This is a genomic window from Rhizobium sp. UBA1881, from assembly GCF_002338015.1.
Lineage (GTDB): Bacteria > Pseudomonadota > Alphaproteobacteria > Rhizobiales > Rhizobiaceae > Rhizobium.
In genome coordinates, this window is the sequence record NZ_DDHH01000044.1 from 36,115 (window position 1) to 56,762 (window position 20,648).

General features: G+C 58.3%; 21 protein-coding genes and 2 pseudogenes. 18 read left to right on the top strand and 5 right to left on the bottom strand.

The features are described from left to right. Window positions 1-44: 44 nt before the first annotated feature. A complete protein-coding gene (locus B3605_RS04255; RefSeq protein WP_162725481.1) occupies window positions 45-1,481 on the top strand; it encodes an amidohydrolase family protein in 1,437 nt (478 codons plus the stop codon). Window positions 1,482-1,526: 45 nt separating this feature from the next. On the opposite strand, the gene B3605_RS04260 is transcribed toward B3605_RS04255, so the two are convergent. Next, window positions 1,527-2,417 carry a LysR family transcriptional regulator gene (locus B3605_RS04260; protein ID WP_112974187.1) on the bottom strand — a complete coding sequence of 297 codons (891 nt, stop codon included), beginning with the start codon at window positions 2,415-2,417 and terminating at the stop codon, window positions 1,527-1,529. A 148-nt stretch (window positions 2,418-2,565) separates the two neighbouring features. Between B3605_RS04260 and B3605_RS04265 the strand changes: the two genes are divergently transcribed. The 13 genes from B3605_RS04265 (at window position 2,566) to B3605_RS04325 (ending at window position 12,486) form a co-directional block, all read left to right on the top strand. Further along, window positions 2,566-3,612 carry an ABC transporter substrate-binding protein gene (locus B3605_RS04265; RefSeq protein ID WP_296432491.1) on the top strand — a complete coding sequence of 349 codons (1,047 nt, stop codon included), beginning with the start codon at window positions 2,566-2,568 and terminating at the stop codon, window positions 3,610-3,612. A 68-nt stretch (window positions 3,613-3,680) separates the two neighbouring features. Next, window positions 3,681-4,472 (top strand): SDR family NAD(P)-dependent oxidoreductase, encoded by a 792-nt coding sequence (locus B3605_RS04270; protein ID WP_112944751.1) that lies wholly within the window; start codon window positions 3,681-3,683, stop codon window positions 4,470-4,472. A gap of 11 nt (window positions 4,473-4,483) precedes the next feature. Beyond that, on the top strand, window positions 4,484-5,917 hold the full coding sequence (locus tag B3605_RS04275) for a dihydroorotase (protein WP_112974188.1): 1,434 nt from the start codon (window positions 4,484-4,486) through the stop codon (window positions 5,915-5,917). A 5-nt stretch (window positions 5,918-5,922) separates the two neighbouring features. Beyond that, on the top strand, window positions 5,923-6,762 hold the full coding sequence (locus tag B3605_RS04280; RefSeq protein WP_112944749.1) for an ABC transporter ATP-binding protein: 840 nt from the start codon (window positions 5,923-5,925) through the stop codon (window positions 6,760-6,762). Next, entirely contained in the window at window positions 6,759-7,535 is a 777-nt protein-coding gene (locus B3605_RS04285; RefSeq protein WP_112944748.1) for an ABC transporter permease, read from the top strand. Before B3605_RS04280 ends, B3605_RS04285 begins: the two co-directional genes overlap by 4 nt. Window positions 7,536-7,578: 43 nt before the next feature. Further along, the gene (locus B3605_RS04290) at window positions 7,579-7,992 is read left to right on the top strand and encodes a DUF3830 family protein (protein WP_112944747.1); all 414 of its coding nucleotides are present in this window, start codon (window positions 7,579-7,581) and stop codon (window positions 7,990-7,992) included. Window positions 7,993-7,998: 6 nt separating this feature from the next. Beyond that, complete coding sequence (locus tag B3605_RS04295) at window positions 7,999-8,955, top strand: acetamidase/formamidase family protein (protein WP_112944746.1); 957 nt, start codon at window positions 7,999-8,001, stop codon at window positions 8,953-8,955. Between the two features lie 415 nt (window positions 8,956-9,370). Beyond that, window positions 9,371-9,679: a DUF1778 domain-containing protein gene (locus B3605_RS04300; RefSeq protein WP_112944745.1), complete on the top strand. Its 309-nt coding sequence runs from the start codon at window positions 9,371-9,373 to the stop codon at window positions 9,677-9,679. Beyond that, window positions 9,679-10,224, top strand: a complete 546-nt coding sequence (locus tag B3605_RS04305; RefSeq protein ID WP_113009640.1) for a GNAT family N-acetyltransferase — start codon at window positions 9,679-9,681, stop codon at window positions 10,222-10,224. Before B3605_RS04300 ends, B3605_RS04305 begins: the two co-directional genes overlap by 1 nt. 504 nt (window positions 10,225-10,728) lie before the next feature. Then, window positions 10,729-11,046 (top strand): helix-turn-helix domain-containing protein, encoded by a 318-nt coding sequence (locus B3605_RS04310; RefSeq protein WP_113009641.1) that lies wholly within the window; start codon window positions 10,729-10,731, stop codon window positions 11,044-11,046. A 358-nt stretch (window positions 11,047-11,404) separates the two neighbouring features. Further along, window positions 11,405-11,665, top strand: coding sequence for a type II toxin-antitoxin system prevent-host-death family antitoxin (locus B3605_RS04315; protein WP_112944228.1), 261 nt, complete (start codon window positions 11,405-11,407; stop codon window positions 11,663-11,665). A gap of 261 nt (window positions 11,666-11,926) precedes the next feature. Next, window positions 11,927-12,193, top strand: a complete 267-nt coding sequence (locus tag B3605_RS04320; RefSeq protein WP_112944229.1) for a type II toxin-antitoxin system ParD family antitoxin — start codon at window positions 11,927-11,929, stop codon at window positions 12,191-12,193. Further along, entirely contained in the window at window positions 12,190-12,486 is a 297-nt protein-coding gene (locus tag B3605_RS04325; RefSeq protein WP_112944230.1) for a type II toxin-antitoxin system RelE/ParE family toxin, read from the top strand. Before B3605_RS04320 ends, B3605_RS04325 begins: the two co-directional genes overlap by 4 nt. A gap of 252 nt (window positions 12,487-12,738) precedes the next feature. On the opposite strand, the gene B3605_RS04330 is transcribed toward B3605_RS04325, so the two are convergent. Together B3605_RS04330 and B3605_RS04335 are read right to left on the bottom strand one after the other, a co-directional pair. Further along, window positions 12,739-13,974, bottom strand: a complete 1,236-nt coding sequence (locus B3605_RS04330) for a type II toxin-antitoxin system HipA family toxin (protein ID WP_296432517.1) — start codon at window positions 13,972-13,974, stop codon at window positions 12,739-12,741. After that, complete coding sequence (locus tag B3605_RS04335) at window positions 13,967-14,557, bottom strand: helix-turn-helix domain-containing protein (protein ID WP_113009668.1); 591 nt, start codon at window positions 14,555-14,557, stop codon at window positions 13,967-13,969. Before B3605_RS04335 ends, B3605_RS04330 begins: the two co-directional genes overlap by 8 nt. A gap of 238 nt (window positions 14,558-14,795) precedes the next feature. Between B3605_RS04335 and B3605_RS04340 the strand changes: the two are divergent. Then, window positions 14,796-14,891 (top strand): annotated as a pseudogene (locus tag B3605_RS04340) (IS6 family transposase); the annotation flags it as partial. A 370-nt stretch (window positions 14,892-15,261) separates the two neighbouring features. Here the strand turns inward: B3605_RS04340 and B3605_RS04345 are convergent. Together B3605_RS04345 and B3605_RS04350 are read right to left on the bottom strand one after the other, a co-directional pair. Beyond that, window positions 15,262-15,864 carry a TetR/AcrR family transcriptional regulator gene (locus tag B3605_RS04345; RefSeq protein WP_183796437.1) on the bottom strand — a complete coding sequence of 201 codons (603 nt, stop codon included), beginning with the start codon at window positions 15,862-15,864 and terminating at the stop codon, window positions 15,262-15,264. Window positions 15,865-15,866: 2 nt separating this feature from the next. Continuing rightward, window positions 15,867-16,331, bottom strand: coding sequence for a DUF1348 family protein (locus tag B3605_RS04350; RefSeq protein WP_112944232.1), 465 nt, complete (start codon window positions 16,329-16,331; stop codon window positions 15,867-15,869). A gap of 377 nt (window positions 16,332-16,708) precedes the next feature. Between B3605_RS04350 and B3605_RS04355 the strand changes: the two genes are divergently transcribed. The 3 genes and pseudogenes from B3605_RS04355 to B3605_RS25870 form a co-directional block, all read left to right on the top strand. Continuing rightward, entirely contained in the window at window positions 16,709-16,909 is a 201-nt protein-coding gene (locus B3605_RS04355; RefSeq protein ID WP_296432529.1) for a hypothetical protein, read from the top strand. Window positions 16,910-17,078: 169 nt separating this feature from the next. Next, window positions 17,079-19,340, top strand: coding sequence for a methyl-accepting chemotaxis protein (locus B3605_RS04360; protein WP_183796439.1), 2,262 nt, complete (start codon window positions 17,079-17,081; stop codon window positions 19,338-19,340). Window positions 19,341-19,938: 598 nt separating this feature from the next. Beyond that, a pseudogene (locus B3605_RS25870) lies at window positions 19,939-20,648 on the top strand (IS5 family transposase); the annotation flags it as partial.

Sequence of the window (20,648 nt, forward strand, 5' to 3'; positions counted from 1 at the left end):
CTCCGGATTTCATCGGAGTTCGCCCATCATGAATGAGAATGCTTATGAGTGACCGTCAAATCACTGTGGCCAAGGCCCTCATCGGAGAGAGCTATGAGCCGGTTGGACCAGTCGAAATCCGGGTGGAATCGGGCCGTATCATCGCCATCCGATCAGCAACCGACGACGCAGCGACGCCGCGTATCCTGGCCATGCCCGCATTGGTCGATGGGCACAATCACGCAAGACCACTGTCGCCAACGTCGTTCGGCGCCGGCATGAAGCCGCTGGAGACCTGGCTGCCTTCGCTTGCCGTCATGCCGGCCGTTGATCCCTACCTCGCAGCGGCCGCGTCATTCGGGCGATCCGCGCGCGGCGGCTGTGTTGCCGTCATGGTGCACCTGATCCGTCCCATGGGCCATGAGCCGTTGACGAAAGAAGCGCACGACTATGCCCGCGCCGCGTCGGATGTCGGCGTGTCGATCGGCTTTGCGATCGCCATGCGGGACCGGAACCCGATCGTCTACGGTGACCATACCGACATCGCCGCAAAGCTCGCCGATCGATACAAGATCGACGATATCTGGCGAGCGGAGACGATGTCGCCCCAGGAACAGACCAAGCGCGTTTCCGACGTTGCCTTGGAACTGGAAAATGAGCTGCATGTGGATGTCCAGTTCGGACCTACCGGCGTGCAATGGTGCTCCGATGGCCTGTTGGAAGCGATCGCCCGCGCATCGGCAGAGAGCGGTCGTCGCGTCCACATCCACCTTCTGGAAACGCGTGAACAGCGCGGGTGGGCCGACCGCACTTATCCTGGTGGCATCATCGAACGTCTGCGTGAGATCGGCCTGCTGTCCCCTCGCCTGACGGTCGCGCATTGTGTTTGGGCAAGGCCGGAAGAACTGTTCGTCCTGGCCAGCCATGGCGTGAAGATCGCCGTCAACCCCTCCTCGAATTTACACCTGAAATCCGGCATCGCGCGCGCGGGACGGATGAAAGCGTCGGGGCTTCGCTACGGCATCGGCCTTGATGGATGCGCGTTCGACGAGGACGATGACGCGCTGCGGGAACTGCGCCTGTTTCGCATGCTCAATGCTGGCGTGGCTTTCGACGAGGAAATCACGCCCGCTGATGCGCTGACTGCGGCCTGTGCAACCGGACGCGAGATGGTCGGTCTTCCTGCCGGCGGACGCATAGAGGTCGGCATGCCCGCCGACCTCTTGCTGCTCGATCTCGACCGGCTGGACCGGGACCGCGTGATGGAGGTCGATCCCCGCCACTATCTCTTCGCGCGAGCAACACAAAGGGATGTCGTAGAGGTCATCCGTGGCGGAAGCACGATCGTGCGCGACGGCAAGGTACTTGGGATCGATCTCGAATCCGTTGAAACGGCGCTTCGCCAGCAATATCGCGCAGCGATTGGTTCGACGCAGCATATCCAGGAGGCGTTCGCGGCTCTCGAACCTCTGATCGGCGAGCATTATCGCGGTTGCTGCTAGGGCGCAGCGTCCGCGACGGAATTAGGAATGCGGCAACGGCTCGACCTACGTCATCGCCTTGACCAGCCGGTCCGCGAAGCTGGAAGCGGCGATCGGTAGGACGCGTCCCCTGAGTTGGCATAGCACGAGGTCGGAGTGTGGTATGTCGCGCTCGTCGATCGGCCGACCGACAAGCCCCATGCCGAAATCCTGTCGAGGCGCCCCGGCCTCGATCTGGAACGAGATCATGTTTCCGCGAAGAACCAGCCCTCTCAGCATCTCGAACGAATTCGATTCCGCCATGATGTCGAACCGGAAGTCGCGACGGGCGATGACCTCGTCGAGAACCTGTCTCCCCCCGAGGCTCTGATCCGGCAATGCGAGCGGCTGTCCGACACAGTCGGAAAGCCGAACCACCTGCTTGGACGCCAGCGGGTGATCTTCCCGCATGATCGCGACCAATCGCTGCGGCAGCGACGTCAAAATGCGTATGCCCGGCCGCATGTAAGCTCGGTAGACCAGGGCGAGATCGACATCGTATTCGACGAGCGCGTTGATCGCCGCGTTATGGTCCATCACCTTGAGATCGAAAACGAGCCGAGGGTTGTCCTTGCGGAACTCTCCGATCTGGAACGGCAGAAAATCGAGAGCAAGCGCCTGGCTGCAGGCGATCTTCACCGGTCCGCGCCTCAGGCCCCGCAGGTCTTCGACTTGTGAACTCAGCCGCTCCGCATCGGCGATCTGACTTCTGGCATAGCGGACAAACAATTCGCCCGCCGTGGTCAATTTCACGCCACGCGCACGCCGTTCGAATATCGGCGTTCCTATCTCCAACTCCAGATCCTGGATCTTGCGGTTCATTGCCGATGCCGTGATATTCATCCGCTCCGCCGCCTGGCGGATCGAGCCCGCTTTGGCGATTTCAGAGACTTGTTGCAGCAATTTCAGGTGACGCATCGCTTGCTCCGAGTGAGGCCTTTTTAGCACCGTTCACGCACAAAAATTGCGGTTGAGATACACACTGGACCGTGTACTCTCGCATTGCAACATCAAAGAACAAGCCGCGACAAAGGCGGCCTCCAACGACCAGACAAGGGGAACAACAATGGCTAATCACCAGATGAAGACGCGCGCCCGTATGCTGGCGCTTGTCGCCGCCATCGCATTTTCCGCATTCGCCGGCACCGCGGCCCATGCCGAAACCAGCATCAACATGGTCCTGAACTGGAAGTATGAGGGGCCACAAGGTCTGCTTTTCCTCGCCGAGGACAAGGGCTACTTCAAGGAGGAAGGCCTCGACGTGACGTTTGACCAGGGCAACGGCTCCGGTGCAGGCGTTCCGCTGGTTGCCAACGGCGCCTACGATATGGCGTTCGGCGACATCAACGCCTTGATCGAACTGGCAGCCAAGAAGCCGGAAGACGCGCCCGTTGGCGTCTTCATGATGTACAGCCAGCCGCCCTTCACTGTCGCCGTCAAGGCGGACAGCCCGATCAAGTCGCCGGCGGATTTTCCCGGCCACACGCTGGGTGGCGCGGCCAATGATGGCGCGCTCAAGCTCTTCCCGGCCCTGTGCTCCATCACCGAGATCGACTGCACCAAGGTGAACATCACCAACATGCAGCCGAACCTTCGCGAGCAGATGCTGATGAAGGGCCAGGTCGAAGGCGTCTTCGGCTACGTCAACACGATCCGCTTCAGCTCCAAGCTCATCGGCGTCGATCCCGACAAGGAGCTGCGCTTCATCCGCTACGGCGACTACGGAATGGATCTCTATTCGAACGCCATCATTGCCTCGAAGAAGCTGGTCAAGGACAATCCCGACGCGGTGAAGGGCTTCCTGCGCGCCATCAACAAGAGCATCAAGGACGCCATCAAGGATCCGGATGCAGCGATCGCTGCCGTTCAGAAGCGCGAACCGCTGATCAAGCCGGTCATCGAGCGCGAACGCTTCGACGCAACCATCGCCAACGAGATGAACCACGACGAAATCGCCAAGATCGGCTTCGGTGACGTCGATGACGCCCGTCTCAGCAAGTCTATCGACATCATCGTCAAGGCAAAGGAATTGCCGCGCACACCGGCGCTCACCGAAGTTTTCGATCGCAGCTTCCTCCCCGCCAAGGACGACCGTCTCACGGTCATGAACTGAGCCACCCAGTGACGGCGGCGCCAGCGCGCCGCCCCTCCCATCACAGCTGAAATAACGGAAACAACATCATGGACCTGATGCTGAAGGATAAAGTCGTGTTCATCACAGGCCCCGCCAAGGGGATGGGCGCGGCCATCACGCTCGCCTTTGCCAATGAAGGCGCCAAGCTCGCTCTCGTCGGCCGTGATACGGCAGCGATCGAGCCTGTCGCCGAGGAAGCCCGGTCCAAAGGCTGTTCCGTTGTCGTGATCGGATGCGACCTCACGGACGCCGGACAATGTGACGCGGCCGCCCTGAAGACTGTCGAAGCCTTCGGCCGTATCGATGTCCTCGTCAATGTCGCCGGCGGCTCCGGGCCGATGGGCAAGACCGGCGTCGAGACCACACCGGAAGAATTCGACGATATCGTCACGCTCAACATGAACGGCTGTTTCCACACGATCCGCGCGGTTCTGCCGTCGATGATCGAGAACAGCTACGGCAAGGTCGTCAATGTCGGGGGCACCTTCGGCATGAAGGGACGTGCCGGCCGCCTTGCCTATTCCGCCTCCAAATGGGGTCTGCGTGGGATCACCAAAAGCTTCGCGCTTGAGGTCGGCCAACACAACATCAACGTCAACTGCGTCGCCCCCGGCATGGTCGATGGACCCCGTTTCCGCGACAAGGTCTGCAAGACCATGGCTCTGAAGCTCGGCATCACGGAAGAAGAGGCAGCAAACCGCCACGCGGAAGCCTACGCGCTGAAGCGCATCACCGTCGACGACGACGTCGCCAATGCCTGCCTGTTCCTCGCCAGCGACGTCTCGCGCCAGATCACAGGCGTCGACCTGCCCGTCGATGGCGGCTGGGCTGCCCTTTAAGGAGATATGAGATGACCACCGACATCATTGCGGACCTTGTCGTCTACGGCGGCACGATCGTCACCTCCGACACCCAGTATCTGGCGAGCATCGCCATCAGGGATGGCAAGATCCTCGCGATCGGCGAGAAGGATGCGATGCCCGAGGCCAAGGACAGGCTGGATGCGACCGGGCTCCATATCCTGCCCGGCGCGATCGACGTCCATGTACACTTCCGTGATCCCGGCTATCCGCAGAAGGAGGATTTTGCGAGCGGCACGGCGGCGGCGGCCTTCGGCGGCGTCACGACCGTCTTCGACATGCCGAACACGTTGCCGGCGATCTCCGATGCCGCATCGCTTGCCGAAAAGCACGCAATCGCCGGCGCCAAAGCCCATGTCGACTATGGCCTCTATGCCGTGCTCGGCGAAGACAGCTTGCCGAATATAGGCGAACTGATCGAGGGAGGCGTCATTGGCTTCAAATGCTACATGGGCAACACGTTCGGCCGTATCCCGTCACCGACGACGGGCGCCATGCTCGAGCTCTTCGAAATCGTTGCGCCGACCGGCAAGCGCATTTCGCTGCACGCCGAGACGAATTCGATCATGGAGCGCCGCGAAGCACGATTGCGCGCCATGGGCCGCGCCGATCCGCTGGCTCACCTCGCCGCCCGCCCGGCCGTTGTGGCGACCGAAGCCGTTGCCCGCGCCGCCATCCTTGCAGAATGGACGGGCGCGCGCATCCACATCCTCCACATTTCGTCTGCCGCCGAGCTTCGGCCGCTGGCAGAAGCCAAGGTACGCGGTGTCGATATTACTGGCGAGACCTGCCCGCAATATCTCCTTCTGTCCGCCGATGATTACGAGGCGAAGCGTGGCGTCATCCGCGTCAACCCGCCGGTGCGCGAGACCGAAAACCAGGATCCGATCTGGCAGGCGCTTGCCGACGGCACGATCGACATGATCGCCACCGACCACGCCCCCCATTCGATCGAGGAAAAGACCCGCGACGACATCTGGACCGTCGATTGCGGCTTCCCTGGCGTCGAAACACAGATGCCGCTCATGCTGACGGAGCTTGATCGTCGCGGAGCAAGCCTGTCCGACTATGTGCGCTGGAGCGCCGAAAAACCCGCCAAGTGCTGGGGCCTTTACCCGACGAAGGGTGCGCTGATGGTGGGTTCGGACGCCGATCTCGCGATCGTCGATACGAACCACGAGTGGACGATCGACGACGCGCAGATCCAGTCGACGGCGAAAATCTCACCCTGGCACGGGATGAAGGCTACAGCGCTTCCGATCCACACCATCGTGCGCGGCCGCTTCGCGATGAAGAACCGTACGCTGCAGGACAGCGCCAAGGGGTGGGGCCGCTCTGTTCATGCGATCCAGCAAATGCCGGCACCGGACGTTCGCAACGCCGACCAGACCATGGCCGCCGTGACAGCGCCCAGGAAGGGCTAATCGCCATGAACCAACTTCTCGCAACCGGGGTGGTCCCCGGCAATCCCGTGATCGATCTGGAAAGAGTGAACGTCACTTTCGGTGGCGAGAAGAACAAGACGGTGGCGCTGGCCGAGACGTCGCTCAGTATTGAAAACGGTGAGTTCGTCGCCCTCGTCGGCCCGTCCGGCTGCGGCAAGTCGACGATTTTGAAACTCGTTGCCGGCACGCTTTCGCCATCGCAGGGCAATATTTTCGTCACCGGTCGGGAGATCGGCGCGAACGAGGTCAGAATCGGCATGGCCTTCCAGAACCCAACCCTGCTGCCCTGGCTCAACATCCGCGACAATGTGATGATGCCGCTGAAGATCGTTCCGCCGTTCAAGCACGGCTATGCCAGAAAAAAGAAGGGCGAATACCGCGATCGCGCCGAAGCGCTGCTCGCCAAGGTGGGGCTTTCAGGTTTCGGCGATAAGTTTCCCTGGCAGCTCTCCGGCGGCATGCAGCAGCGCGCCTCGCTCTGCCGCGCGCTGATCCATGATCCGACGCTTCTGCTTTTGGACGAACCGTTTGGCGCGCTCGACCAGTTCACCCGCGAGGAACTGTGGGAGATCATGCAGACGCTCTGGATCGAACGACGCCCAACCGTCGTACTCGTCACCCACGACCTGAAGGAAGCCGCCTATCTCGCCACCCGCATCTGCGTGATGCAGGCACGACCTGGCCGCATCATCGAGGACAGCACCGTTCCCTTTGCCCGTCCACGGACCATCGACGTCTCCTTCCAGCCCGAATTCGTGTCCCTGACGCAAAGGCTGCGTGAACGCATCGTCGCCGCACGCGCCGTCAACGAGGTGCAGTCATGACAGCCGCCGCTAAACGCCAGATCCTGTCCACCACCTGCATTGTCGGCTTCTTCGTGCTCTGGGAGATCATATGCCTCGCCTTCAACGTTTCGGATCTTGTCTTGCCGCGCCCGAGCCAAGTCATCGTAACGCTCTGGACGCAGTTCCCGGCCATTTGGCCGCATACAGTCCAGACGGTCTACACGACGCTGCTTGGTCTCGGCCTCGGCATCATTTTTGGACTGGCGCTCGGCATGCTGATCGGCTCGTCGCGGCTTGCCTATGATGTCGCCTATCCACTGCTCGTCGGCTTTTCGTCCATCCCGAAGGTCGCGATCGTGCCGATCCTCGTGCTCTGGTTCGGCTCAGGTACCGTTCCCGCCGTACTGACCGCCATGGTGATGTGCGTCTTCCCAATTGTCGTCAATGTCGCCGCCGGTCTCGCCTCGACCGAGCCGGAACTGCAAGACGTCATGCGGACATTGAAGGCGACGAAACTCGAGATCCTCTGGAATATCGGCCTGCCGCGCACCATGCCGTATTTCTTCGCATCGCTGAAGGTCGCGGCCACGCTCGCCTTCGTCGGCACCGTCATCTCCGAAACCGTCGCTTCCAACCGTGGGATCGGCAATGTGATGATGATCGCCAGCTCCAGCTTCGATGTGCCGCTGGTCTTTTCTGGCCTGTTCATTCTGGCAGCGCTCGGTGTCGCGCTCTACGTGATCTTCTCGGTGATCGAAGCGCGCGTTACCGGCTGGGCCAGACGCGGTGACAATTTTTCCGCTGGCGGCTGATAAGCCCGCCCGCTCTCCTCTATTCGCATTAACAGGAACAGCAATGACCAAGCTCAAGATCACCGCCGGCCCCTTCACCTTCGACGCCCGCCTGGAGGCGGAGGATGCGCCGAAGACCTGCGCTGCCTTCCTCAAGCGCCTGCCCTACGAAAGCAAGATCGTCCATGTCCGCTGGAGCGGCGAAGGCGTGTGGGTACCGCTCGGCGACGAGGACTTCGGCGTCGGGTATGAGAACCACACAAGCCATCCGGCCCCCGGCCACATCATCCTCTATCCCGGTGGCATTAGCGAAACGGAGATCCTGCTTGCCTATGGCGGCGTGGACTTCTCCTCAAAAATGGGCCAGCTTGCCGGCAATCACTTCATCACCCTCACGTCGGGCCTCGGGAACCTGAAGACACTCGGCAACCTGACGCTTTGGGAAGGTGCTCAACCCATCCGCTTCGAACTGGCTTGATCTAGCATGCCCCATCACGACGTCTTCCCCACACCGGACACCGTGCATTGGGGCCACCTCGATGCACGCCGCCGGCCAGTGATCGAGATCGATCCTGGCGACACCGTGACGATCCATAGCGTCAGCGGGTCGCCTTCCGAGACCTCGCGTAACCCGGCCCATTCGATCCGGCCCGAATTACAGGCGATCCACGCGGCGCTCGCGCCTTTGCCCGGCCCTCACATACTGACCGGCCCAATCCATGTCCGTGGCGCCAAGCCTGGTGACGCCTTGCGTGTCGAGATCCTGGACGTCAGGCTTCGGGATGATTGGGGTTTCAACATCATCAGAACGGGCAAGGGCGCGCTGCTGCATGATTTCACGCGAGACGAAACCCTGCATCTGACCATCGATCGCAAGGCCGGCACCATTACCACGCCTTGGGGCATGGTGATGCCGGCGCGACCGTTTTTCGGGATCATGGCAACCGCGCCGAAGCTAGAACATGGCCGCCTGACCTCGATCATTCCGGGCTATTTCGGTGGCAATATGGATAACCGCGAACTGACGGCCGGCTCGATCCTCTACCTGCCCGTCTCCGTCGAAGGTGCTTTGTTCTCGGCCGGCGATGGCCACGCGTCACAGGGAGATGGCGAAGTCTGCTTGACCGCTGTCGAAACGGGATTGAGCGGGACACTCAAGATTGATGTTATCAGTGGCGCACAGCTTGCGATGCCCTACGCTGAGACAGCAAATCACCTGATCACCATGGCGTTCGATGCGGACCTGCAGGAGGCGATGCAGGAGGCGCTCCGCCTGGCGATCCAGATGATTGTTGAAAGAACCCATCTGACATCCGTGCAAGCCTATAGCCTTTGCAGCATGGCTGCCGATGTACGCATCACGCAGGTCGTCAACGTCAAGAAAGGCGTCCATACAATGATCCCAAAGGCTTTGATCGCACAAGGTGTCAGAGACGTCTAACGGGCTATTCGGCGTGGCTATCCCGTCTTGGCTCCCGACTGCTTCGAGACACGCTACTGCCCGCCGAACTTCGTTTCCCCGATCTGCTCTTGTAGACAATCCGACGCCTGCTGGTTCTTTCCGGACGGGAATGGCTGAGCATTGTGATTCTTGAAAGGAATCGAACCATTGACCCACCTGTTAGGAAAGCTTGGTGTTTCAAATGCCCCGGGGACGTCCCTTAGTTTTATAAGGTCTTCTCGTCGCACCTCGTGGTTTCCACCGCGGCAGCCACCTGGCGGTCCTTAGAAATCAAGATTTCGGCCCCGACCAGCATGTCAGATGTACGTCGTAAGGGCGTACGCATGCGATGAAAGTTGACATGTACGTCGATGAGGCGTACAAAGCGGTCTAATTTCTAAGGCAGGAGGCGACTATGCTTGCTTTCAAAGACATCACTGTCGATATCGACGAGCCGAGCAATGCGCGGATGAATTTCCGTACGAAGCCTCGTATCAAGGATGCCATTCACCGGGCGGCAACACTTTCTGGCATGGACGATTCCGCCTTTACGATCAATGCAGCCTACAAGTCTGCAATCGAAACGATCGCGGCCCACGAAGCGACCGGTCTTAAGGCTGTCGATCACACGGCATTTTTCGAGGCTCTCGATAATCCGCCTGCGCCGACGAACAGCCTGAAGGACGCTTTCAAGCGTCATCGAGAGAGTGTCGTTTCCAAATAATGGCAGAAGACATAAAGCCGAAACTCCTCATCGAGCCGCTCGATCCTTCCAAACACGATCGGGCGGCTTTTTTGTGTGGCGTTAGCCAAGTCGATAACTTTATCAAGAAGACGGCCAACAAGCTCACGAAGGGAGATAACCTTCGTGTTTGGGTGCTGACTGCGAAGGACGAGAAGTCGATCATCGGCTTCTACGCGATCAACGCTCATTCGATCAATTACGACGAACTACCGGAAAAATTCGCCCGCAATCGTCCGGGGCACGGCGCGATCCCTGCCGCCTACATCTCCATGATCGGTCGCGACGAACGATTTAGAGGCGGTGGATACGGCGGCATTCTCCTTGCCGATTGCCTCCAACGGATTGCCCGGATTGCCGAGCAGATCGGCACGGCCGTCGTCGTCCTGGATGTACTCGATTGCGGAGACCCCCGAAAAACACAGCAGCGCAAGGACCTCTACATCGGATACGGGTTTCAGCCTTTTCCCTCTATGCCGATGCGGATGTTCATGACTATTGCAACGATCAAGGATCTCGTCGGGTGAGCCCGCTTACCATCCCAGCTTGAATCTCAGTTGCGGTATAGGACAGTTTGAGAGAATTGCCTGGTTGTCAGGGAATGGCCATCAGCCACATATTTCGGTTCCCGCCTAAGTTCGTTTTGATACTACTGGACGAAGTTCTTGAGCGGAATCGATCCTAAAACCCATTCCGGCGCTTTGGCCGAAGCATCTGAAACTCTGTGACATCTGACGCAGACTGGCCAGAGAGTGGATATAGACAATGGGCGGCGTTCCGCTCTCGCCTGACGCCTCATCTTAATTCGAACTATCACAACTGGGTGGTGATTGCCGGTTTCTGATCGACTGTCGTTGGAACACCTCGGGCGGCCGCTAAACTGTGTCGGATTAGGAGCTTGCAGCGTAGCAGATCCGGATTCCAGCGGATTTCCGCACACTTTTAAAAAATGCTGTGGAATTCCGCTTGCCTGTATAAAGGAAATATGCGCGGCTTTCCGCATTGCTCTCACAATAAAAGCGGAATTCCGCATGATCACAACTGTTTTTCAGTCACTCGGTGAACAACTGCTTGCAGCCCGGAAAAAGCGTGACCTAAGCCAACCGACGGTGGCCGAGCGACTTGGTCGAAATCGTGCCCGGATATCGGAACTGGAACGTGACCTTGCCAACAATCGCTTGGGCAGGGACCGTCTGACGCTGTTTGCCGAACTTTGCGATACGCTTGATCTCGTCCCCGTGCTGATCCCGAAATCGCGGATGGAAAGCGTGCGGCTGCTGATCGATGACATACCTGCTTCAAGACATTCGACCGAGGTTCCAAGAGCTTTCGACGAGCTCTTCATGTAGCACCGGCGCAGGCGGACAAGCTTTATCGTGAGCTCTCGGCGGGTTTCCAGATGCACGGCATCAACATCACAGGGCTTGTCTGTGGAGATACCTTGATGGTCCGTGGGCTGCCAAGTGGGCGACGATGTTCGACGCACGCTAACTAGCAAGCTAAGCGCATGCACGCCGGTTGCTCTCCCGATTGCTTATTTCGCTTCTGATCACGCAGTTGCTGACATTCGTGCTCGACGGACGAAGAAGCCCCGCTACGACCGTCATGCGGTCGCCTGCGTCGCGATGGCAAACCCGCGACGAACGACCTTTTCTTGCAAATGCAGAAAATCTGGATATTCTGGAAACTTCAATCGGAGTTCGTTTCATGCGCCATTTCACGACGGGTGACCTCAATAAACAGGTCGGTGACGTCACAGATGCTGCCAGCCGGGAGCCGGTCGTCCTGACAAAGCATAGGAAACCGCGCTTTGTTCTAATGAGCTACGATCATTACGAGCGTCTGCGCATGGGCGGCGATACTCGCAAAGTACATCGTGCGGCGGAAATGCCCGCAGAACATACAGACCTGTTTGAGGCGGAAATCGGTCGTCTGGCGCGCGGCGAAGGTTATGGCGATGAGCCGTGAATACGCAGGTCGGGCGCGACTTGCGTCCCTCTGTCTCTCCGCGGTCGTTCTGCCAAGCCCAGAGATAGGGATAGGCGATGATTTGTCCAGGCCCATGAGCTCCAGGGTACGGGATTCCGACCTGTAGCGGATCGGACGCCTGTACTCAGGCAGATTGCTGACGCGGGGTTGGCCGGCGCTGGCGGGAGACCAAACTTATCGTTCTTGATAATAGTTGATAAAAGACCTATCTTGTCTTCAATGGATTAGGTGGAGGACCACATGATCAGTGCCGATCTAGGAAAACAGCTTGAAAACTATATCCAGCAACTCGTCGACACGGGCCGCTATGGATCAAAAAGCGAAGTCCTGCGTGAAGGTGTGAGACTGGTCCAGGATCGCGAGACACGCCTCACCGCGCTGGATGCTTCCATCATGCGCGGCATTTCCGATGCGGACGCCGGCCGAGCGAAGCCCGCAAGCGATGTCTTCGACCGTCTCGAGGCTAAATATCGTGCGATGGCTGACAAAGCTGAAAAATCAGCATGATCCTGGAGTTCTCCAGCGAGGCGGAAAGCGATCTTGAGCAGATCGCTGATTATGTTGCTGAGCACAATCCGTTGCGCGCCCTGTCATTTATTCGGGAGCTGCGGAGCAAATGTGAGGGTCTCATTGATCGCCCGAACAGCTTCGCCCTCGTTCCGCGCTACGAGCACCATCATATTCGTCGCCGCGCTCATGGAAACTACCTGATCTTCTACCGTGTCGAAACCGGAAAGGTAATCATCATTCATATCTTACATAGGGCCACCGACTACGGCGCCGCCGTGTTCGGCGAGTAACATCGATGATCAACTGTATCGGCCGAAACCCGACAAAGCGCGTTGACTCGCTTAAGACATATCTTGGTTCTTGAAAGGGATCGAAGTCGCGCTCCTTTTCTCGAATTCTTAAGTGGCTGAGTTAAATACCTTTTCGCGGCATAGGCCGAGATTAACATTGTTCAAGTAGTAAAATATTCGGAAGATGCGACTTGTATAGATCTATGATTTCAGCCTCCGTGATGGGGCATTCTCTTCCGATAATGACCTTTTCTAGGTCGCTTCAGTCAGTTCCCGATATAACTCGATCGTAGGCAGATGTGCATCGATAGTCTCGCGAACACTCGCGGCCATCGGCAAGTTCTTCTTCTCCGCTTCCCACACATCCGTGAAGCGCCCGATAGTTTCGCGAGCGGTGTCGAGGACCAACTTTTCGGACAGGGCCGACTTGGCCGCCAGATGTGCAAGCTCGTCCGTCGACAGCTCCGCCATTCTTTTCGTGCGTGAAAAGTTAAGTGCGGCCGTATCCTCTCCCTCGATATAGGGGATGGTCGACAGAAGGTCGTAAGCCGGCGAGAGCGCAGGAGTGCGGCGATCGGGGTAGATCAGCGACCAGTTCTTCAGATGCATGTCGCCATTGCCGATCAGTGTGCTGAAGACTAACCGGCGGATGAACTCCGCCACGTCGGCCGTGCTCGTCTCTATGCCGAGGACGCGGGCGATCATCCGGTAATTGCCCTTACTGTACTTGTCATCGGGCTTCACGCCGAACACCTGCGCGAAATCCTCGATATGCACCGGCCCCTCCGGCGTACGGTCGAAACGCCTGATGGCTAGCGCCTGCCCGTGCAGTTCTCCCACCTCCTGTGGCAGGCCGTTCACCGCATCCAGCTCGACCAGCTGGATCTCCGGTATGTCCATGCCCATCATTCCGGCGATGGTCATCATGGAGAATTCGTTCTCCGGCATGCCACTATACTGCTGGGAGGGCAGTTTCACGATCCATGATCCACCTGTCCCCTCGGCTGGAATAGTCAGGCCGCCGCCCTTGGTGGCGTTCTCGAAGGCGGAGAATTTCAGCTGCACCCCGGCCAACGAAAAGCGCAACGCATTCGATCGCGCTTCAATAATCGATTGCTCGTCGTGCGGCGGTAGGACATCCCCTTCCGAGGGGTGGACGGTCACAGCGCCAGGCAGGTCTCGGCCAAGCATCCACAGCAGGAAGAACTCCCGGGTTTGTTTTACACCGGCACGTTCGGCGAGGTATTTGCGCAGCCGTCCTTCGGGCAAGAGGTTCGAAAAGAATGGCGGGACGACGATGCTGTATGGCCGGAATTTGGTGATTAGGGCGCCAAACGGGTCCTTGAAGGACAGCCCGAGCGTCGGCCTCTTTTCGTTTTCAACATAGTCGTCGTTAAACGCAAAAATGGTGCGGCCGTCCTGTAGGTTCGTCAGGGTTGCGACCGGTTGTCCGTACAGCTTGACATCAAGTACAGTTACTTTAGGCATCATCGTCCTCCTCATCCAGGGCATAGGCCGAGCGCGGGACAGCGCCATCACGATCGCGATGCGCTGCGGCGTTGCGTAGCCGTCTTATCTCCTGAGCGATCTCTCTCATTTCCTGTCGCGGCATTTTTCCGGCCTGGTAGTGTTCGAGCCGCTCTGCGGTCCGTTTGAGAATGTCCAGTTCATCTAGTGTCAGAGGTAAATGCCGCAGCAGAACCAAGCTGTCCTTAAGGGCGAATGTGTATGAATTCGTCCCGATCTCCTGACTAAATTCCGAAGTCCAGCGTTCGAGACGCGCCACCAACTTACGCTGGCCGGACGTCAGGACATCAATCGACGCCGAGTTGCTATCAAGGATGTTGCGGATCGCTGGCATCAGTTTTTTCGGTGCCAGCACGATTTCGAGGTCAAGTGCGCGCGCCACATCTACAAGGCTGCCAAGACCTGGCTCCATTGTCCCACGTTCAATCTGGGAAATATGGCTCTGGGTCAGCCCCGAGCGTGCGCTCAGCTCACGCTGGCTTAGCCTTTGTGCTTCTCTCGCAGCGCGTAACTGCTGCGTTAAGTGCTGGGTTTTATATGCCACGATCATTATCCTATATCGTGTGATGGCGATTATACAGGATAATATATACGTAGTACTGTGAAGTTGCGCAACTTTGATATACAAAACCGTATCGCCGAACTCTCCTATATGGAATTATATATCGGTGAGGCAAGGCTGGGTTATTATGCAGAGCTTGGCTTCTGTCGCCGCCCATGAGGGCGCGCACCGGCGTTGTCACGTTGTTGGTAGCTTAACGGTCGAAGACTAGGTGATCTCTATGACCACGCCGAACGTCAGCTACAAGGACCATCTTTTTCCGCCGCAGATAATCGCCCATGCGGTCTGGCTGCATCTCCGGTTCCCGCTGAGCCTATGCCCCGAGACTTAATGCCCGTACTCAAAAGCACGCTTAACGTTACGCCACCATGTCCGCGATATGAGAGGTGACGTAAAGGATCTTATAAAGAGCACCCTGTAGCCTATGACATAAGGCAGGCAGAGCAATGCAGATCGATTTATAAACCCTTTGGTACTTAACCGTCGGAACGCTGCTGGTGTCAGCGTCGCTTCTCCTTTGGGAAGGGCAGGCTCTGTCCGCCAACTTTTCAAGCCAGGTAAGTATATTTAAATGTCAATGCTATGATTTGCCGCTGTAGGATCCCGATCTTGCCCTAGAACTCCCCGTACCCTCCCCGGCGGCGAGCCTGCGGATGCAGTATTTCAGGTTAGGAAGCAGCAAGGGATCAAAGCAACCTGTTACCGGAGGCACTGTCGTCGAGCGACTTTCCATTGAACGCCAACCGAGCGTGGAGCTGATCGATTGCACGCTCGAAGACGGCAGGATCGTCGAATGCCCGGGAGAGCACGATCGCGCCCTGGATGGCGAGAACGGCGTCTTCCGAGAGGAGGCGCGCCTGCTCGGCGTCACGGCCCTGCCGGACAAGCGCTGCCTGCAGAGCGTCTACCCAGGCGACGAAGTAGCCCCGGATGGCTTGGGCGAAGAGGTCTCGGGTGTTGGCGACAGCCAAGGCACCGACAAGACAGACACGCCTGCCCGACCTGAAGTATTTCGCAGTTTCCTCGAGCATCGCCGCGATTGCGGCGTCGGCATCGTCTCCGTCCCGCAGGGGAGCGTAGACGGAATCTTCAAACCATTGCTCGATCTCGGCAAGCACAGCCCGGACCATCTCCTCCTTCCCGTTCGGGAAGAAGTGGTACAGGCTGCCCTTGCCTAGGCCCGTGGCCTTGCCGATCAAGGCAAGGCTCGCACCTTCGTATCCATGCTCGCGAAACACTTCGGCCAGGGAGGCGATGGCGTCGGATCTCTCAGCGACCATGCGGGCCATGATCAGAGGCCCAGATCGCTGAGACTGGGGTGGTCGTCCGGACGACGGCCCAGCGGCCAATGGTACAGGCGATCACTTTCAGCAATCGGCATTTCGTTGATGCATGCGTGGCGGTGCGCCATCAGGCCGTCCTCTGCGAATTCCCAGTTCTCGTTACCATAAGCACGGAACCACTGGCCACTGTCATCGCGATATTCGTAGGCGTAACGCACCGCAATGCGGTTGCCGGTGAATGCCCAGAGTTCCTTGATGAGGCGATATTCGTGCTCCTTGTTCCACTTGCGCTCCAGAAAAGCCTGGGCCTCCTCGCGGTTGGTGGCGAATTCGACGCGGTTTCGCCAGCGGGTGTCAGCGGTGTAGGCCAGCGCGACCTTGGCAGCGTCGCGGCTGTTCCAGCCGTCTTCGGCCAACCGGACCTTTTCGACAGCAGTTTCGTATGTGAACGGGGGGAGCGGAGGACGTGACATGTTGGGTTTCCTTTTCAAAACTCTTATTTGTACTATTCGGTAAACTCTGTACTGTTTGGTACAGTAGCGACAATTATTTTGAGCGTCAACTCGTTTTTCTCGGTCGCGCGAGTTTGGGTGATGAGTAGTCGCGACTGCGGGATCCGGACATTGAACGGCCGCGCGCGCGCCATTGCCAACGGCATGCCGGTTTCGTCGATCAGTGGAAAGCACATCAGGCAGCCACCGCGGCAAGCGGATCAACGCCCCCGGCCGCGTCCAGGCACCCTACGATGTCAGCGAGTGACTTGAAGCTCGGAAGGAATTCTCAAAGCGGAGACGGAGGCCGCCGCAGTTGTTAAGCGATTGCTAAGAGCTTATGAGCTTCGAAACGATCAATGACCAAAGAATTCCTGTTGGTCGACTTGGTCAACAATTTCGACAATCTGGCCGAGGACCGAGATCCGATACTGGCCCGCGTGAGGGAACGTGCCCGGCAAGGCAATCGTACCGCCCTCACCCGTGCCGTCAAAGAATACGGCATGGTGCGCACGCGGAAGTTCTTCAATGCTCTGGCGGTGGATACGCATGCCAGCTGATTTCCACCCGGCGTGCTGCCTCGTCCGGTGATACCCATGCAACACGCGCTGACCCTGCTCCTTGACGTCGGCTTGTCAAACAGCCACCGGAAGTTAGATAATTTTATGAAAAATTGAGGTTTTTCCCCGATTGTCCCTGCACGGGACGCATTTCGCGAAGGGGATTCAGATGATTGCAGACGCCGTGAGAAAACCACTTTGGATCAGGATCACGGGATATGGTTTCGCTGCCGTCCTTTTCGCGAGCGCGGTGATTGGCGGGTTGGCTTGGCACCGCCAGTCCGAAATGAATGACAGAGCGCTCCGGACCATAGCGGCAAGCGACCTCAGCGTCATCCAAACCGACATGGATGCTGTTCAGCGTTCCGCATCAGCGCTTGCTTTGGCTTTTGCCGGTGAACCCGATGTTGCAGGATACATCCTCAGCAACGATCGCCAGCATCTCCTTAAAGAGTTTTCTGCCAATATCGAGGCAGTAGCTAAGACCGGCGGGTTGCAGAACATCACTATTGCCGATGCGCAAGGCAACGTGATTGCTCGAGCGCACGCGCCGGAAAAATTTGGCGACAACTACCTAAATCGCCGCAAGACTGTCGCTTCAGCCGTCTCGACGGGCAAGGTAGCGGCCGGAATTGAGCCCGGTCGCACGGGAATTGGTGTCTACGCAGTCGCGCCAGTAGTCATGGACGGCAAGGTCGTTGGCGTCGTCGATGTCGGCACTGAGCTCTCTAACGCCTATTTCGCACCTCTTGCAGAGCGGCTCGGCGCCGAGATCGCCGTGAACGTGCTTTCCGATGGCAAGCTTGTGAACCAGTCCTCAACCGAAAACGGCATGCCGCTTCTGCCTGCGGAGACGATCCAAGCTGCTTTCGATGGAAAGCCGGTGTTTGAGGCTTCGGTTCTCGACGGACGCAACATGCTCATCAAGGCAGTGCCCTTCAATTCTTTCTCGGGCGACAAAATTGGAGTGTTTGAGATAGGGACAGATGCTACCGCGATTATTGCCGAGGCGCACAAAGCGCTGTTGACGATGATCGGCGCCACCGCACTTACTTCCCTGATCGCAATGGTCGCCTTCTTCCTATTCGCAAAGTCACTTGGCAACGTTATTGGCGGCCTAGCAGGAACGATGTCGCGCCTTGCGGCGGGAGACCTTTCTGCCAAGATCGAGGGTGAGGAGCGTGCCGACGAAACAGGCGCCATGGCGCGCGCCGTGCAGGTATTCAAGGAAAATGCCTTAAAAACTCAGGAACTGGAACGCCAAGCTGCCGAGCAGCGCGAGATGACGGAGGAACAGCGGCGGCTGAACGCCGAGGAAGAGCGTGTCCGCGCCGAAGCGATGGCCGAGGCGACAAACGGTCTTGCCACTGGCCTAAAGCACCTTTCGTCGGGAGATCTGACGTTCGAGCTAAGCCGCCCATTTGCACCTGATTTCGAAAGCCTGCGCGCCGACTTTAACGCGGCCGTCGAACAACTGCGCGGCACGCTCGGCTCTGTTTCCCAATCCACTAGCTCGATCGATAGCGGTTCGCGCGAGGTCAGCAACAGTGCGGACGATCTGTCCAAGCGCACAGAACAGCAGGCCGCCTCACTGGAGGAGACTGCAGCAGCACTGGATGAGATCACTGTCAACGTCACAAACTCCTCGAAGCGCGCCGAAGAGGCACGCAGTGTGGCCATTCAGGCAAACGAGAGCGCTCGCCATTCCGGTGCTGTCGTTGCAAATGCCGTGGCGGCGATGAGCCGTATTGAGGAATCGTCAGGCCAGATCTCGAACATCATTGGCGTCATCGACGACATCGCTTTCCAGACCAACCTTTTGGCGTTGAACGCCGGTGTCGAAGCGGCGCGCGCGGGCGAGGCCGGTAAGGGTTTCGCCGTGGTTGCGCAAGAAGTCCGCGAATTGGCGCAACGTTCAGCCAAGGCTGCCAAGGAGATCAAAGATCTCATAGGCAAGTCCTCAATCGAAGTAGGCACCGGGGTTAAGCTTGTTAAGGATACAGGTGAGGCACTTCGCACCATCGAATCCCATATCATCACCATTAACCAGCACATGGACTCCATCGCCACATCGGCGCGTGAACAATCTGTCGGCCTTTCCGAGGTCAACACCGCGATCAACCAGATGGACCAAGTGACACAGCAGAACGCCGCCATGGTCGAAGAGGCAAATGCCGCCGGCGCCACACTCGCCGCCGAAGCCAGCCGCCTGCGCGAACTGATCAGCCAGTTTCAGCTCGGCCAAACCGCCATGGGCGACACCTATCAGGCTGCAGCGCTGCGTAGCACGGCATCCGCAATGACTGTGTCGCACAGTTCGACATTTTCGTCCTCGCCCGCCCGCGGTATGGTGGGTAAAATCGTCCGAGCCTTTGGTGGTCGTGGCGGCGCCGCAGCTGCTACCGCAAACGATACCTGGGAAGAATTCTGACACGGGTCACATAGTTCAAAGTGGCGGCGGGGCGGAAAACGTTCCCGCCGTTTCGTTTCACAGTTTTAACTCTCGATCTACTGACGAGACTGGAACCGGCAACCCGCAATGAGGGCGTAGGCAAAGCAAGGATTGATAACCTTCAGGCTGCCTCAAATGGGCTTGAATCTCGCGTCTCGACGACGAGATTGTTTTCTGCTGCCGTATCGGCATTGTATCCATCAGCGTTCCCAATCGCCCTTCCAGATGTTCGGTCGCCAGCCATCAGCTCCGAGCAGAATTGAGCGATATCGACGTTGAAGGGCAGAATGCGCCCGTCAAAAGATCGGAAGAACTTCATCCTTGAAGACAGCAGCTCCAAGAATTTCGCGGCTTAGAAGCGGAAAACTCCTCTCGTGGAGTGGTAACACAACCGATCTGCCCATTAGGCCTGCCGTTGGCCCCTTTCGAATCTGACCTATCGCGATACAAGCTCGGAATTCTGAAGGGGCGGCGATCGACATTGTTAGGCAATTACAAGCCACACTAGGCCATGTTGACAAAGTGGATTCCCAAATCAGCGGAAGCGTGATTCAAGACTGCTTTTTAGGAGGCAGCTTTGGCTCGTGGCGACCTGACGGATATGGAATGGCGGATCATCGAAGGGCTTTTGCCCAGCGAACGTGGCAGGAAGTCTCGGCCATCCCACGAAACGGAAAGTGGAATTCGGTCTATGTGCGCTTTCGCCGTTGGGCCGAACAGGGCGTGTGGGACGCTATGCTTGAGACCCTGGTTGAACTGGGGCTGACGGATGACTGGCAGCACATGATCGATAGCACCACGGTTCGCGGCCATTCGCAGGCTGCGGGCGCTAAAGGGGGACTTATCAGGAGGCTTTTGGTCGATCACGCGGCGGCTTTACGACAAAAATCCACGCCCGAGCAGACGGTCAAGGACGCCCTCTTGGCTTCGTCCTGACGGGCGGAGAGGCTTCGGACTACAACGCCGTTCCGGACCTGCTGGCGATACCTGTCGGCAAGCCGAGGCTGTTTCTCGCCGACAAAGGCTATGACGGTGACTTCGTGCGTTGAAGAACTCCTAATCCACGGCATCAGGCCCGATCATTCCGCCAAAGGCCAACCGAAAGAATCCCCCTGCCTGCGACTTCCAGGCTTACAAGGACCGGAACCGTATCGAGCGGATGTTCAACCGCCTCAAGCAGTTCCGTCGCGTTGCGACCCGATACGACAAAACCCGAAAATCCTTCTCCGCATTCCTTGCCCTGGCTGCTGCAAAGATATGGCTGCCGTACTTTGTCAACAGGACCTA

Excerpts from the sequence above, each read along its gene's own strand:
- B3605_RS04360 (WP_183796439.1), top strand. The coding sequence starts at position 17,079 with ATGATTGCAGACGCCGTGAGAAAACCACTTTGGATCAGGATCACGGGA.
- B3605_RS04255 (WP_162725481.1), top strand. The coding sequence starts at position 45 with ATGAGTGACCGTCAAATCACTGTGGCCAAGGCCCTCATCGGAGAGAGC.
- B3605_RS04330 (WP_296432517.1), bottom strand. The coding sequence starts at position 13,974 with ATGCCTAAAGTAACTGTACTTGATGTCAAGCTGTACGGACAACCGGTC.
- B3605_RS04315 (WP_112944228.1), top strand. The coding sequence starts at position 11,405 with ATGCGCCATTTCACGACGGGTGACCTCAATAAACAGGTCGGTGACGTC.
- B3605_RS04355 (WP_296432529.1), top strand. The coding sequence starts at position 16,709 with ATGACCAAAGAATTCCTGTTGGTCGACTTGGTCAACAATTTCGACAAT.
- B3605_RS04295 (WP_112944746.1), top strand. The coding sequence starts at position 7,999 with ATGCCCCATCACGACGTCTTCCCCACACCGGACACCGTGCATTGGGGC.
- B3605_RS04305 (WP_113009640.1), top strand. The coding sequence starts at position 9,679 with ATGGCAGAAGACATAAAGCCGAAACTCCTCATCGAGCCGCTCGATCCT.
- B3605_RS04325 (WP_112944230.1), top strand. The coding sequence starts at position 12,190 with ATGATCCTGGAGTTCTCCAGCGAGGCGGAAAGCGATCTTGAGCAGATC.
- B3605_RS04350 (WP_112944232.1), bottom strand. The coding sequence starts at position 16,331 with ATGTCACGTCCTCCGCTCCCCCCGTTCACATACGAAACTGCTGTCGAA.
- B3605_RS04285 (WP_112944748.1), top strand. The coding sequence starts at position 6,759 with ATGACAGCCGCCGCTAAACGCCAGATCCTGTCCACCACCTGCATTGTC.
- B3605_RS04290 (WP_112944747.1), top strand. The coding sequence starts at position 7,579 with ATGACCAAGCTCAAGATCACCGCCGGCCCCTTCACCTTCGACGCCCGC.
- B3605_RS04310 (WP_113009641.1), top strand. The coding sequence starts at position 10,729 with ATGATCACAACTGTTTTTCAGTCACTCGGTGAACAACTGCTTGCAGCC.
- B3605_RS04265 (WP_296432491.1), top strand. The coding sequence starts at position 2,566 with ATGGCTAATCACCAGATGAAGACGCGCGCCCGTATGCTGGCGCTTGTC.
- B3605_RS04345 (WP_183796437.1), bottom strand. The coding sequence starts at position 15,864 with ATGGCCCGCATGGTCGCTGAGAGATCCGACGCCATCGCCTCCCTGGCC.
- B3605_RS04260 (WP_112974187.1), bottom strand. The coding sequence starts at position 2,417 with ATGCGTCACCTGAAATTGCTGCAACAAGTCTCTGAAATCGCCAAAGCG.
- B3605_RS04300 (WP_112944745.1), top strand. The coding sequence starts at position 9,371 with ATGCTTGCTTTCAAAGACATCACTGTCGATATCGACGAGCCGAGCAAT.
- B3605_RS04280 (WP_112944749.1), top strand. The coding sequence starts at position 5,923 with ATGAACCAACTTCTCGCAACCGGGGTGGTCCCCGGCAATCCCGTGATC.
- B3605_RS04320 (WP_112944229.1), top strand. The coding sequence starts at position 11,927 with ATGATCAGTGCCGATCTAGGAAAACAGCTTGAAAACTATATCCAGCAA.
- B3605_RS04275 (WP_112974188.1), top strand. The coding sequence starts at position 4,484 with ATGACCACCGACATCATTGCGGACCTTGTCGTCTACGGCGGCACGATC.
- B3605_RS04270 (WP_112944751.1), top strand. The coding sequence starts at position 3,681 with ATGGACCTGATGCTGAAGGATAAAGTCGTGTTCATCACAGGCCCCGCC.